The organism is Cohnella massiliensis, assembly GCF_900169535.1.
Taxonomy (GTDB): domain Bacteria; phylum Bacillota; class Bacilli; order Paenibacillales; family Paenibacillaceae; genus Cohnella; species Cohnella algarum.
The window spans coordinates 239549-253251 of record NZ_LT821258.1; the positions used below are offsets into that span (position 1 = coordinate 239549).

Annotated in this window: 9 protein-coding genes; 2 read left to right on the forward strand and 7 right to left on the reverse strand. The window is 59.0% G+C overall.

All coding sequences use genetic code 11. The features are described 5' to 3' along the window. Nucleotides 1–680: 680 nt before the first annotated feature. Genes B7E11_RS10760 through B7E11_RS10775 form a run of 4 tightly spaced genes read right to left on the reverse strand, consistent with a single transcriptional unit; the run spans nt 681 to nt 5284 of the window. Entirely contained in the window at nt 681–1337 is a 657-nt protein-coding gene (locus tag B7E11_RS10760; protein WP_080834232.1) for a metallophosphoesterase, read from the reverse strand. Further along, complete coding sequence (locus B7E11_RS10765; protein WP_080834234.1) at nt 1330–2418, reverse strand: ABC transporter ATP-binding protein; 1089 nt, start codon at nt 2416–2418, stop codon at nt 1330–1332. The genes B7E11_RS10760 and B7E11_RS10765 overlap by 8 nt, the downstream gene beginning before the upstream one ends. 12 nt (nt 2419–2430) lie before the next feature. Further along, entirely contained in the window at nt 2431–4140 is a 1710-nt protein-coding gene (locus tag B7E11_RS10770; protein WP_080834236.1) for an ABC transporter permease, read from the reverse strand. 10 nt (nt 4141–4150) lie between these two features. Continuing rightward, entirely contained in the window at nt 4151–5284 is a 1134-nt protein-coding gene (locus B7E11_RS10775) for an extracellular solute-binding protein (RefSeq protein ID WP_080834239.1), read from the reverse strand. Between the two features lie 211 nt (nt 5285–5495). Between B7E11_RS10775 and B7E11_RS10780 the strand changes: the two genes are divergently transcribed. Beyond that, nucleotides 5496–6404: a LysR family transcriptional regulator gene (locus tag B7E11_RS10780; RefSeq protein ID WP_080834242.1), complete on the forward strand. Its 909-nt coding sequence runs from the start codon at nt 5496–5498 to the stop codon at nt 6402–6404. Nucleotides 6405–6486: 82 nt separating this feature from the next. Here B7E11_RS10780 and B7E11_RS10785 read toward each other — a convergent pair whose 3' ends face one another. Next, nucleotides 6487–8652 carry an ABC transporter transmembrane domain-containing protein gene (locus B7E11_RS10785; protein ID WP_080834244.1) on the reverse strand — a complete coding sequence of 722 codons (2166 nt, stop codon included), beginning with the start codon at nt 8650–8652 and terminating at the stop codon, nt 6487–6489. 205 nt (nt 8653–8857) lie between these two features. Here B7E11_RS10785 and B7E11_RS10790 point away from each other — a divergent pair, with 205 nt between their 5' ends. Then, nucleotides 8858–10915, forward strand: a complete 2058-nt coding sequence (locus B7E11_RS10790; RefSeq protein WP_080834247.1) for a methyl-accepting chemotaxis protein — start codon at nt 8858–8860, stop codon at nt 10913–10915. Between the two features lie 446 nt (nt 10916–11361). Here B7E11_RS10790 and B7E11_RS10795 read toward each other — a convergent pair whose 3' ends face one another. Both B7E11_RS10795 and B7E11_RS10800 read right to left on the reverse strand, forming a co-directional pair. Next, a complete protein-coding gene (locus B7E11_RS10795) occupies nt 11362–12666 on the reverse strand; it encodes an NtaA/DmoA family FMN-dependent monooxygenase (RefSeq protein ID WP_139787147.1) in 1305 nt (434 codons plus the stop codon). An 11-nt stretch (nt 12667–12677) separates the two neighbouring features. Continuing rightward, nucleotides 12678–13691, reverse strand: coding sequence for an aromatic ring-hydroxylating dioxygenase subunit alpha (locus B7E11_RS10800; RefSeq protein WP_080834251.1), 1014 nt, complete (start codon nt 13689–13691; stop codon nt 12678–12680). Between the last annotated feature and the right edge of the window lie 12 nt (nt 13692–13703).

The window sequence follows — 13703 nt, forward strand, 5'->3', positions numbered from 1 at the left end:
CCCCCTCCAGACTCCGAATTCCGGCCGTTTTGTTCGAAATTTCATACAAAATCCCCCTCCAGACTCCGAATTCCGGCCGTTTTGTTCGAAATTTCATACAAAATCCCCCTCCGGACTCCGAATTCCGGCCGATTTGTTCGAAATTTCATACAAAATCCCCCTCCAGACTCCGAATTCCGGCCGTTTTGTGCGAAATTTCATACAAACTCACCCATCGGACTCCGAATTCCGGCCGGCTTGTTCGAAATTTCATATAAATTCGCTCAAGCGAATTAGCGGCCTCCGGGCGCCGTTATTTGCTCGCACTGCGGAATTTTTCCCAAATAACGGCCTCTAGCGACCGTTATTCCCATTGCCGGGCCGATTTCGGTCTCGCTCAAACGAATTAACGGCCTTCAGGTGCCGTTATTTGCTCGCAGTGCGGGATTTTTCGCAAATAACGGCCTCTAGCGACCGTTATTCCCATTGCCGGGCTGATTTCGGGCTCGCTCAAACGAATTAACGGCCTTCAGGTGCCGTTATTTGCTCGCAGTGCGGGATTTTTCGCAAATAACGGCCTCTAGCGACCGTTATTCCCGTTGCCGGGCCGATTTCGGCCTCGCTTAAACGAATTAACGGCCTACTTACGCCGTTAGTTACCTTTTTTCGGCGATGCCCCGAATAACGGACCGTTTCGGCCGCTAATAAGTTCCTTTTGCGCTCAACGGCGGCCGCCGCAGTCGAACCTGCCTGACCGCATACGGAGGCGAGACGGAAACCGTCCACTGCAAGCCCTCGCTCAATTCGACCAGGCTCAAAAAAAGGCCGTGACCGGCCCCCGTGTCGATGCCGAGCTTGCCGTCTCCGAGCCAAAGCTCGTCCGGCCTGAGGCCGAAGCGGTAAGTCGACGTATGGCCGAACACGACCATTTTGCCCGGAATAGCGGGGGAGCGGAAAAACGGCTCCCGGATTTCCGTCAAATCCTCCGGCGTTTGATCCCCCGGGGGAATGCCCGGACGCAAGCCGGCGTGCACGAACAAAAAACCGTCGTCCTCCGTCCACAGCGGCATGCCGGCGATAAAACGGCGATAACGTGCCGCCGCCAGCCCATCCGGAACGGTCGCGACCGGCACGCCCGCAAGCCATTTGCGCTCATTGTTGCCCTGCAGCGCGACCGCCCCTTCGGCGCACAGCCGGTGCACCAGATCCAAGGTACCCGCCGAATCCGGACCTTTGTTGACGTAATCGCCCAGCAGAATCAGCCGGTCCGTTCCCGGCACGTACCCCGCCCGGTCCAGCAGGCATTCCAGCAGGTGCCCGTGCCCGTGGATGTCGGACGCCGCGAACAGCCTACCCATCCGCCGAACGAGCCGGATCCGCGTACAGCATGACGCTTTGCGCGGGCAAACGAAGCGTCAGCCGCGCGTCCGGCTCCACCCTTTCGTCATGGAACAGATGGAGCGGCTGTCCGTCGGCCGTCTCGACGATCAGGCGCCACCTCGTCCCCTCGTAGATCGCCCGAATCGCCTTCGCTTCGAGCCGGTTCCCGCCGTCCGACACGGAACCTTCGCATACGAAAATCGATTCCGGATGCAGCATCATGACGCCGGCGCCCGCGTAGGCGCCGGGCGTCATTCGCACGCCCTCGACCGGCCGGCCCGCCGCCAGGACGACCGAATCCGCGGCATCTCCGAACCGGACCTTCAACCGGTTGTGATAGCCCATCAATTGAGCCACCCAAGGGGTCGCCGGGCGCTCGAACAGCTCGGACGGGCTGCCGATCTGATCGATGCCGCCTTCCCGCAGCACGAGAATCCGGTCGGCGATCGTGAACGCCTCCATCCGGTCGTGCGTCACGTACAGGGTGGCGATGGACAAGTCGCCGAGCAGGCCGGCCAGCTCGCTTCGCATATCCGTCCGAAGCTTGACGTCCAGGTTGGACAGCGGCTCGTCCATCAGCAGCAGCCTCGGCTCCGTCGCCAGCGCCCGGGCGATGCCGACCCGCTGCTGCTGGCCGCCGGACAGCTGAGCCGGCAGCCGTTCCAGCAGCCCGTCCAGCTTCAGCAGCGATTGGAGCCGGCGCAGCCGGTTTTCCATGTCGCCCTTCGGCACCTTCCTCCGCTTCATGCCGTACTCGATATTTTGCCGGATCGACATATGCGGCCATAGCGCGTAATCCTGAAACACCATATTGATCGGACGGTTTTCGGGCGGCACATAATGGTTCCCCCGTTCCACGACGACGCCGTTCATTTCGATTTCGCCCTCGTCGATGCGGGCCAGCCCGGCCACGAGCTGGAGCAGCGTCGATTTGCCGCAGCCGGAAGGGCCGAGAATGCAGATGCGCTCCCCCTCCCCGACCTCGAACGAAATCGGCTTCAGCACCTGCTGCGTTCCGTACGCTTTCGAAACGCCTTTCAGTTTTAAAATCGCACTCAATCGGTTGTCCTCCTAAAGACGGTTTCGGTCCAGGCGGCGGAACAGCCAGCGTCCGGCCGTCTGCAGCGCCAGGATCAACAGCACGACGATCGCGCAGCTGACGACGGTCGCGGCGGTCGCATAGCCGTACTGGGAAAATTCGAACGCTTTGTCGATGACAAGCGGCATCAGCGAATAATTGGCCGGCTTCAGCATCGACGCCAGCGCCAGATCGAAAATGCTCGTGCCGAACGACGCCAGCGTCGCCATGAGCAGCGACTGCCGCACAAGCGGCAGCACGATATGCCGCATCCGGTCGAACACGCCGGCGCCCTGGATGGCCGCGGCCTTGAGCATCGTGCCGGACAGCGTGCCGAACGCGCCCATCTGCACCCGGACGGCGTAAGGAATGGCGCCGGCAATTCCGGCGACGACGAGCAGCGCCGGGGTGCCGTACAGATGGAGGCCAATCGGCTCCAGCCATTTCTGGTTCCAGATAAAAATGTAGCCGATGCCCAGCACGACGCCCGGAACGGCCAGCGATACGACCGAAAACAGCTGCAGCGCCGATTTGAACCGGGACTCGGTAAAGCTCAGCACATAGGCCGTGACGAACCCGATCAGCATGCTGAACACGGCCGCGACGGCGGCGATCGAAAGCGAATGGTACAGACCTTCCAGATAGCCGAGCAGCCGGTGGTCGCCCGCGACGCCCGCGAACAGGCTTCGGTAATGCTCCAGCGTCAGGTTGTTCGCGGCGAATCCCTCTCCCGTTCGCTTCAGGAGCGACACGGCGGCGCTCGATCCGATCGGAACGCCGAGGCAGACAAGCAGGAAGGCGCCGACCGCCCCGTTGTACGCCCAGGCGTGCCGCGGTTTTTCCTGCGCGGTTCGGACCGCTTTGGCGTTCAGAAAATCGAACCGCGAACGCCGGACGGCAAACAGCAGCAGCGTCATCGCGAGCGCGAGCAGCACGACGAGATAAAAGGCGAGCACCCCCGCCATGTCGAAGCGGACGGGCGACTGGTATATCGCCGAGTAAATGGAATAGGTCAGCGTCGGAAATTTGTAGACGGTGGCCAAAGCGGCCGGAAGGCCGAAATCGCCGATCGTATCCATGAACACGAGCGTCCAGCCCGCAAGGAAGGACGGCAGGGCGAGCGGAAGCTCAATCGTCCTCCAGACGGAAAACGGCTTGGCGCCGTTCAGCCGAGCCGCCTGGCCGAACTGCCGGACGTTCCATTCCGTCGCCGCTACGATCGCGAGATACGCCAGCGGAAATTTGCTGAGCGCCATGACAAACACGAGCCCGGACGGCGAAAAAATAAACGACGTCGCCCAGGTCCAGCCGAGCCACTGGTGAACGAGGCCGTCCGCGCTGGCGAACAGCACCCAGCCTTGGGCGATCATGAACGAAGGCGCGATCAGCAGCAGCCATGCCGCCGTATCCAGCAATCGTCCCGCGGCGAAGTTCCAACGCGCGCGGACGGCGGCGAGCGCGCCGCCGATGACGGTGCCGAGCGTGGCGGCGCCTAGGGCGAGCAGCAGCGAGTTCCATAACGACTGCCGCCACAACGGGCGATGGAAAATTTCGCCGACAAGCCCGAAGCCCCCGTATTCGAACTTCCCGAAGAAAAAGCCCGGAAAGACGACATTGATCAATACGGCAAGCAGCGGCAAAAAAATAAAAAGAAACAGGAGGAGGGTGACCCCGCCTCCCCAACGCGCTTCCGAGGCTTTCATCGCATGGCTCCTACTTTACGTTTTGATCCGCGAACCACGTTTTGATCTCCACCTCGCGCTCCGCCGCCCATTCGGCCGACGGCAGCAGGAATTTGCCGTCCGCCTCGCGCTCGCTTCTTCCTTCCACGCCTTCGGCGAGCGGGGTGAAAAAGCTTTCCGTCGATTCGATTTCCGTCATCATCCGCTGCGTTTCCGGCTTCAGCATGTACTCGACGAACGCCTTGGCCGCGGCCGGGTTTTTCGTGTGCTTGCTGATGGCGACGACCCGCAGGCTTCCCGGCGCGCCTTCCTCCGGCCAGATGACCTCGACCGGCTCTCCCGACAGCTTCAGTTCGTATGCGTTATGCTCCTGAAGGGCCGCTGCCTGAATTTCCCCGCTGAGCAGGGCGTTGCCGACCGGACCGTTTTTCGGATAAATGTTCATTCCGTCCTTGAAGCGCTGCTCGTACTTCCGCTCCGCCTCCTCGATTCCCCATTTTTCAAACAGGGCGGAAACGAGCGGGTACGCGGGAGCCGCCACCGCCGGATCGGCGTGGCCGACCGTGCCTTCGAACGCGAAAAACTCGTCCCACGTTTTCGGCGCCTTGTCGTCGGTTACGAGCTTCGTGTTGTAGGCGATGACGCCCGAGGCGTGAATGCCGACCGGGAAGTAGGCCAGATCCTCCGGCACGTGCGAAGCCCCGGTTTCGGACAGGCTGCCGAGATTGTCCGGCTGCCAGCCCGTCAGCAGAAAGTCGCGGTCGGCGAGGCTGCGGACGGACCCGTGCCCGTCCATCATAAGCACGTCCCACTGCGGATTGCCTTGCTCGGCCTCGATTTTGGCCAGCGCTTCGCCGCCGCCGTAATGTACGGCTTCGATCTTGTAGCCGGTCTCCTCGGCAAACTTCGGCGCGATAAAGTCGACGAAATCGTTACCGTACAAGTAAATCGTCTCCCCGGTATCTTCGGAAGCCTCGCCGCTTGCCGCGGCTCCTTGCGCCTCCTGGGAAGCGCTCGGCGACGCGCTCGGGGAAGCGCTCTGCGCGCCCGTTCCCGAACCGCCCGCGTTCGAATTTCCGTTGCCGGCCCCGCAAGCCGAAAGCAGCAGAACGGCCGCCATCAGCGCCGCCAGCAGATGACCCTTGTTTCCTTGTTTCGTTTTCATGTCACCCTCCGTTTGTTGAAGCGATTATCGGGTTCCCTTCCCGATCTCCTCTTCAGTGTACAAGCGGCGGATTTTCGATGAATTAACCCCGCGTTAACACGAAGTTAAATCAAATCTATGAAATATAAGTTAAGATTCATATTATCTATGATCAAGAAAGCAAGCGTATAGAGAATTTATTGAGAGGACCCGTCCGAAAGGAGAAATTTCCATGAATCTGCAGCAGTTGAAAGCGTTTGTTCTCGCCGTCGAGCTTCAAAAGCTTTATTTGGTGGCGCAAAAGCTGGACATTACCCAGCCTACCGTCACGTTCCATCTGAACAAGCTGCAGGAGGAACTGGGCGTATCGCTGTTTCACACGAAATCGTACCACGTCATCCGGCTGACGGAAGCCGGGGAGGCCTTCTACCATTACGCATCGCAAATCAGCGCCTTGTCCTCGGAAGCGGAGTCGACGATGGAAGTGTACAGAGGGTTTCAAATGGGGAAGCTGTCGATCGGAAGCACGCACACGCCGGCCACGTACATGCTGCCGCCGCTGCTGGGACGGCTCAAACGCGATTATCCCCGGCTGTCGATCCTGCTCGATGTCCGGCCCGCGTCGTTTATTCTGGAGAAAATCAAGCAATACGAGCTCGATTTGGGCATCATTTCGCAGACGCTGATCGAGGATCCCGATCTTGTCGCGCTACCGCTGACGCGGGACGATCTGATGCTCGTCTTTCATCCGGAGCATCCGCTGGCCGAAGCCGGGGACGTTTCGCCCGAAACGTTGACCGCGCATCCCTTCGTTTCCCACGAGAAGGGATCGATCAGCCGCAAGCTGATCGACGACTGGGCGGCGGCAAACGGCGTGGCGCTCGAGACGACGATGGAGGTATCCGGCTCCGAAGCGCTCAAGGCGGCCGTCCTGCACCGGATCGGCTTCGGCATGATCGCCGGCGCCTGCGTTCGGACGGAGGTGGCCGAAGGCAAGCTGCGGTCGCGGAACATTCCCGGCTGGTCCGCCAATCGGCATATTTATGCCGTGCGCCACCGAAACAAGCTTGTCACCCCCGCGATGCGAATGTTCTGGCAGGCGATGGAGGAGCGCTGGGCGACGACGGCGTTGGCCGACTGACCGGCCGTTAGCCGACACTTCATCTCGCGGTGCGACAGAGCTTCCGTGGATTTTGTCCGATTTTGTCCAATCAAAACCGGCTTTATCGCGAAATCCTCGGGGTTGTGCGCTCGAGCAGCGTCCGCTCCAGCGTCTGCTGCAGCTGCGGATGCTCTTCGATCAATCGGTGGAACGACTCCCTCCGCACCGTCAGCAGCATCGACGGAACGAGCGACCTGACGGTTGCCGTACGGGGGATCTTTTTCAGCAGGGCGATTTCGCCGAAATGATCGCCGTCCTGCAGCACCGCCACCCGTTTCTCGCCTCCTCCGGCGATCGTCTTCGCGACTTCGAATTTCCCGCGAACGATAATGTAAAATTGGCGGCCCTCGTCTCCTTCCCGCACGAGCTCCGTCCCTTCCCGGCACGTTTCGCTCTCGAACAGCTCCGCGATGCTGCCGAGCAACCCGAGGTCGATTCCCGCGAAAAACGGCAGCCGGGCCAGCCGCTCCGCGTCGACCGAGGCGCGCAGGCCGTCCCTCGACAGGCGAAACCCGTTCTGCTTGTCCCACAAATCGGCATACAATCCGCCAAGCCGCAACAGCTCAGCGTGCGTTCCGGATTCGACGATCCGGCCTTCGTTGAATACGTAGATGTTATCGGCGTTGACGACGGATGCAAGCCGATGGGTAACGGAGACGATCGTTTTGTCCCGGAGGCGGTTATCGATCAGCCCGTTAATGTCGGCCTCGGCCGCCGGATCGAGCGCGGACGTCGCTTCGTCCAGCAGCAGAATCTGGGGATTCCGGAGAAGCGCCCTGGCGATGGCGAGCCGCTGGCGTTCGCCGCCCGACAGGGAGCCTCCCTCCCGATGAATCCACGTATCGTATCCCTCCGGCCAGCCCGCGACAATGTCGTGGATGCGCGCCAGTTTGGCGGCTTCGATCATATCCTCTTCCGTGAGCTCCGCGTTGTCCAAAACCAAATTGTCCCGAACCGTCGCATAAAACAAAAAGGTGTCCTGCGTCACCATCGTGACCGCCCTTCTAAGGGAGGCTTCGCCGACGTTCCGCAAATCGCAGCCGTCAACGAAAACCGCCCCCTCCCGCGGATCGTAAAAACGGGCCAGCAGCTGCAGCGCGGTGCTTTTGCCCGAACCGCTCGGGCCGACGAATGCCACGTAGCTTCCGGCCGCGATGTCGAGGCTGACGTCCTTCAATTGATCGGCTTGGCCGTCGTAGCCGAAGGTTACCCGATCCATCCGGATGGACGCGGCGAAACCGGGAAGCGCGAACGGGTCGGACGCCTCCGGAACGGACGGCTTCTGTTCGAATATGTCTCCGATTCGGCGAAAGCTGACCCCGGATTCGATCAGATTCGGAATCAAGTAGGACAAGTTCGAGACGGACTGTCCGACGCTCATAAACAACGTAAAAAACGCCATAAAGCCGCCGACCGTCATTTGATCGTTAAAAATCAGATAGCCGCCGAAACCGATCATGAGCCCGTTTAACGCAAGCAATGCAACCAGAGGCAGCCTTTCCATCAGGGAATTCGCAACATGCACTTTCAGGCCGAACGAAAACAGCTCCCGGATTTGCCGGGCGGCGAGCTCCCGGAACCGGGTCTGCTGGTGCAGGTTTCGGATCGTCCCGTGGCCCTTCACCATTTCATCGATCGTATTGGCAAAACGCTCCTGCGCTTCCTTATAGTTCGAGTTGGCCGTTTCCGCGCGGCGCTGCACCAGCTTGGGGCCCGCGAACATCAGCACGGAGCCGGCCATGACGGCGAGCGTCAGCTTCCACTCAATGGAGAACAGCATCGCAAGTCCCAGCAATGCGGAAAGCGAATCCCGCAAAAACAACGGAAAAGAACCGCGGATGACCCGTTCGATCGAGCCCATGTCGGCCGAAAAACGGGTGACCAGGTCGCCGATCCGGTAGCGCTGATAAAACGGGAACGACTGTTTTTGCAAATGGGCGAACAGCTCGCCCCGCAGCTTTCGAATCGCTTCTCCGCTCAGCTTGCCGAGCGAAAAGTCGCCGGCAAAGTTGGCGCAAACGCTGAGAAGCCCCCCGCCGAGCAGAACGCCCAGAATGATCAGAAACGCGTCGAAATTTTTCGGCACGAACGCTTCGTCCACCAGGTACTGCAGGCTGACGGGCGCGGCTACCGCATAGGCCACTTCGAGAACGACGCTAATCAAAAAAATGCAAAGCAACAGCTTGTGCTCAAGGACATGCTTCATGATGCTTCTTGCAAACTTCACTCGACAACCGCCTCCCGGTACCCCTCGATTTCAGCTTACCGTACATCGTTCCGGGTGTAAACGAAATCGGCATTTGCCGTTCGGCATGATCCGGGAATTTTCCGACAGCTTCGACTTTTATCGGTATCAAAAAAGCCTGTTCAGACTGCCTTCGTCAATGCCGATATATAGAGGGGCTAACACTAATACTAGGAGCGAAGACATCATGAACGTCACCAAAAAAGAGAAATTTCATTGGAAAAGCGTATCTCTGAAAGTAAAGCTTCCTTTGTTTATCAGCCTTCTCATCGTCATCGTGCTGCTGGGAACGAGCGTTTCGCTCTATTTTTCCGGATCGGCGGTCCTGACGAAGGAGGCCAAAGAAGAGATGGCCTCGAACGGGGATCGGATCGGAGAAGGCTTGTGGTCGGCCGTTCAACTGCAGGAGCAATCCATTTATTTGGCATCGGCCCATGACACGTACAACGAATTGCTGAATTACCGGAATTCCGGAAAAAGCGACGCCCAGTTTTTCTCCGCGGCAAATCCTTATCTCCAGCAAGCCATCGACACGCTGAAAACCAGCCTGCAAGGCACTTCCGGCATCGAATCGTTCAGCCTGATTGACGGCCGGGGCACCATCGTGGCAAGCTCGAACGACGGTTCGCTCCAGCTTGACCTCTCCGACCGCGAATACTTTCAACAGGCGATGGAAGGAAACCGCGTCATAAGCGACGCCCTGATCTCCCGGGGCACGAACAATTTGGTCGTGACGTTCGCCCAACCGGTGAAAGATCCGAACGATCGCGTGATGGGCGTGTTTATCGCCACCGTCAGCACCGACTTTTTTACCGATAAATTGAAAAACGTTAAAATTAACGAAGAAGGCTATGTGACGATCCTGAGCCGGTCCGGCATTACGCTCTATCATTCGATGGACCCGAGCCAGGAGGGAAAGCCGGTCGAGGGGGAAGGCATCGCGGAATTTTTGGCCGAGCGGGCATCCGGGAACATCATTCAGGGGGATATCGATTCCGAAGATACCTACATGCGTTTCACGAAAATTCCGAATGCGGATTGGGTCGTCGTCGTATCCGACACTTACGAAGATATCAATCGGCCGCTTGAGAGCATGCTTACCGGGGTCGTCGCTATTACGATCATTGCGCTCGTCGTGGCGATCGCGGCGGGCATTTTGCTCTCCCGTTACATGACGAAACCGCTCGTTCGATTGAACGGCTTGTTCGGCCGGCTTGCAAGCGGAGACTTGACGGTAAAGGCCGAGGGCAACTACGGCGGCGAATTCAAGGACCTGGCCGACAGCTTCAATCGAATGGCGGAGCAAAATAAAGCGCTCATTTCGAACATGAACCGTTCGATTCGGGTTTTGAACACCAGCACCTACGAATTGGATCAAACGGCCAAGCAAACGTCGACCTCCGCAATGGAGACGGCGAAAACAAGCACGGAAATCGCGAACGCGATGGAGTCGCAGGCGAAGGACACCGAGAAAATCGTCGATAAGTTTTCCGGATTCGGCGTCCGGTTCGGCTTCCTCTCGGAGCAGGCAAACGCTATTAAGGAGCGGGCCGAACAAATCGTGGACGTGTTCCACTCCGGCAACAAGGTGATGGAAGAACTGGCGGAAGCGAAGGACCGGAACGAACAAGAAGTGCTGAAAATCAGCGAAATTACGAAAAACCTGCAGGAGAGCTCCCACAGCATCGGCTCCATCACCGAGGCGATCGCGGATATCGCGGGGCAGACGAATTTGCTGGCCTTGAACGCCTCGATCGAGGCTTCGAGAGCGGGCGAGCACGGACGCGGCTTCGCCGTCGTCGCGACGGAAATCCGCAAGCTGGCGGAGCAAAGCTCCCGGCAGTCGAACGAAATTCACGATATCATCCAGCAGAACATCTCTTTTGTCGCCCGAAACCATAATATCGTAAACGAAATCCGCGAATTGTCGAGCTTGCAGGATCGTTATGTGGAAGAGGCAAGGGAAGCGTTCCGCGCCATTTTCCAAAACGTCGGCGAAATTACGGAGCAAATCAAGGGGATGGCCGAAGAAGTCGCATCGATGTCGGGCGACAAGGACGACGTGCTCGGTTCCGTCCAGAGCTTGTCCGCTACCGGAGAAGAAGTTTCCGCCTCGGTGGAAGAAGTGACGGCGACGATGGAAGAGCAGTCCGCGATGGTGCAGCAGCTGGCCAGCATGGTCGAGACGATCGATTCCTTGACGAAGGAGCTGGCGGAAGCGGCGGGGAAATTCAAAACGGAGTGACGTCAAGCTGTCAAAAAACCACCCGCATCGGGTGGTTTTTTAACGTTTAAATGCCGGGCAGCAAACAAAGAATGTGATGCCGGATTGGCGCCGCCGGATTTCATTCAATGAAGAAGCGGCCCTTCTGCTCCCCCGTTGTCTTCGTTGGATTTCGTCCAATCAGGAGAGACCTATTCGCTTCCCACATCGTCTTTCGCTGGATTTTGTCCAATCAAGAGAGGCCTTTTTGATGATTCCGTCCGAAATTTGCGATCTTCGTTGGATAAAATCCACTGTAGACCGGAAATTTCTCATTTCTCGCCCCGGCGGTTGGATAAAATCCAACATAGGCTGACTCCAACATAGTCCAAATCCATCATCGGCCGAAACCATCATCGACCGAATCCAACCTAGGCCGACTCCAGCATCGCCTATCCTCGCCAAGTCTCCATCGCCGGGACGCCCGATTAAAACTCCATCAGGTTTTCGCGCAGCGTCTTGCCCGTATATTGTTCGCGGGCCAGCCCCCGCCGCTGCAGCACGGGGATGACGGTGTCGACGAACTCCCGCATATATTCTTGCTCATGCACGTTAACCCGGACGACGAAGCCGTCGCCGCCGACCGTTTCCATGATGCGCTGCAGCTGGTCCGCCACTTGCTCCGGCGTGCCCGCGATCGAGCCTTTGTTGCCCGCGGCTTCTTCGATCGCGACCTGCCGCAGCGTCGGCCGGCGCCCGGCCGTGTAAAACCGGGACAGCGTCGTTTGCCCGCCCATAATGTCCTTTTCGTCGATCGGAGGAAGCGGTTCGTCGAGGTTGAATCGCGACAAATCGAAATTCATTCGGGACGAAAGCGCGGACAAGGCGGCATGGATGGCCGACTCGGGCGGGTTCCGAAGCGCCTCCAGCTTTCGGGCGACCAGTTCCTCGGTCTGTCCGATCACCGGCTTGACGATGAAAAACACCTTCAGCCGGTCCGGATCGCGCCCGAATTTGGCCGCGCGCGCTTTCATGTCGTCGTAATAAGCCTTCATGTCATCCAAATAGTGCATGCCGACGATGACGGCATCGGCCCATTTGGCGGCGAAGTCCTTGCCGCGCTGCGATGCGCCCGCCTGAATGATCGTCGGCCTGCCCTGCGGCGACGGCAGCACGTTCAGCGGCCCGCGGCTCTTGAAGTATCGGCCTTCGAAGCGGATCGGGCGCACTTTGGCCGGATCCGCGAAAATGCCCGTTTTGCGGTCCATCAAAACCGAATCCGGCTCCCAGCTGCTCCATAATTTAAAGCACAGCTCCATGTACTCTTCGGCAATGTCGTACCGCGCGTCGTGCTCCGGCTGCTCGATGCCGAAGTTCAAAAACCCGGCCACGTTTCCGGTCGTGACGACGTTCCAGGCGACGCGGCCTTTGGACAGGTGGTCGAGCGACGCGGTCTGGCGCGCCAGCCCGTACGGCGGGGTCAGCATCGTCGAGACGGTCGTGCCGACGCCGAGATGCTTCGTCGCGGCCGCGACCATCGCGGCGAGCAGCGTGGAATCGTGGTTGATGCCGTTCAAGCCGTATTTCACGTAAGGGTCGATCGAGTCCCCGAAGGAAGACGTGATGCCCAGATGGTCCGCGAACAGCGCGAAGTCGAACATGCCCTTCTCGCTCAGCTGGCCCATCTTCTGATAGAGCTCCGGCTGCCGCCAGTCTCCCTCCGTCGCATCCGGGTTGTCCCACCCGATCGGACCGTATTCCGTGAACCAGCCGAAGTGTATTTTCTTCTTCATCTTTTCCACCTCTAGTTCGCTTCCGCCTCGCCTCGCCGTTCCAACAGCGCCAGCAGCATTTTCCGCATCAAAATGCCCGGCTGGTCCGAAAGCATGTGGTTTTCCAGCTTTTTCGCCAAGTCGATCGAGACGTTGATTTCCGTCGTTTCCAGCACGTCCATGTCTTCGTCGACGACGTTTCGGTCGAAGGCGATAATGCTCGAGGCGGGAACGTCCTCCTCGCGATCGTTCCGGTAGACGAACTGCACCAGTTGACAGGTGCCGTCGTCGATCGGCGTGGCGCACGTGACGATCGAGTGAATCAAGCCCGTCGGGTACGTAATGTTCGTCTGCCGGATGAACGGCATGAACCATTCGCTGAGCTGCTTGCGCACCGTTCTTTCCTCGTCCATGTTCAACGCCTTGACCTTCTGGTTCAATTTGTTGTGAACCGGAATTTCCATATAGGCTTCGAAGCCCCACTCCTTTTGGGAAATCGTCACCTTGGGCGGGATCGGGTTGTCGATGTCGCCGAACGTGTTTTTATGAACGAAGTTGACGTGCGCCACGTCGAACGAGTTTTCCATCAGGCGCAGGGCGGCGCAGTGGATCACTTCGTAAAACTCGTCCACTTTGCGAAAGCCCGGATCGTCCGAATACCGGAACGTCGGGATGTCCGTCAGGGGTTCCTCCAGCGCGACCCAAACGTAGCCGTACCGTTCCTCGCACCGGTAGCTTTGGATTTTGTACACCTTCGGCGGATCCTCCAGCTCCGATTGCGGAAACCAGGTGCATTTCCCGTCCCGATTGAACGTCCAGCCGTGATACGGGCAGACGATGCAGCCCTCGCGGAGCCAGCCCTTGGACAGCTTCGACGTGCGGTGGCAGCACCGGTCGATCGCCGCGGCCGGCTTGTTCTGCTCGTCCAGCCACAGCACGATGTTTTGTCCCATTAATTTGAACGATTGAGGACCGTTTCGAAGAGCTTCGATCGGCATGACCGGATAATAAAAGTGCCTGAGCGCCATTTGCTTTGTTTGCAGCACGGTTTTTTCCTC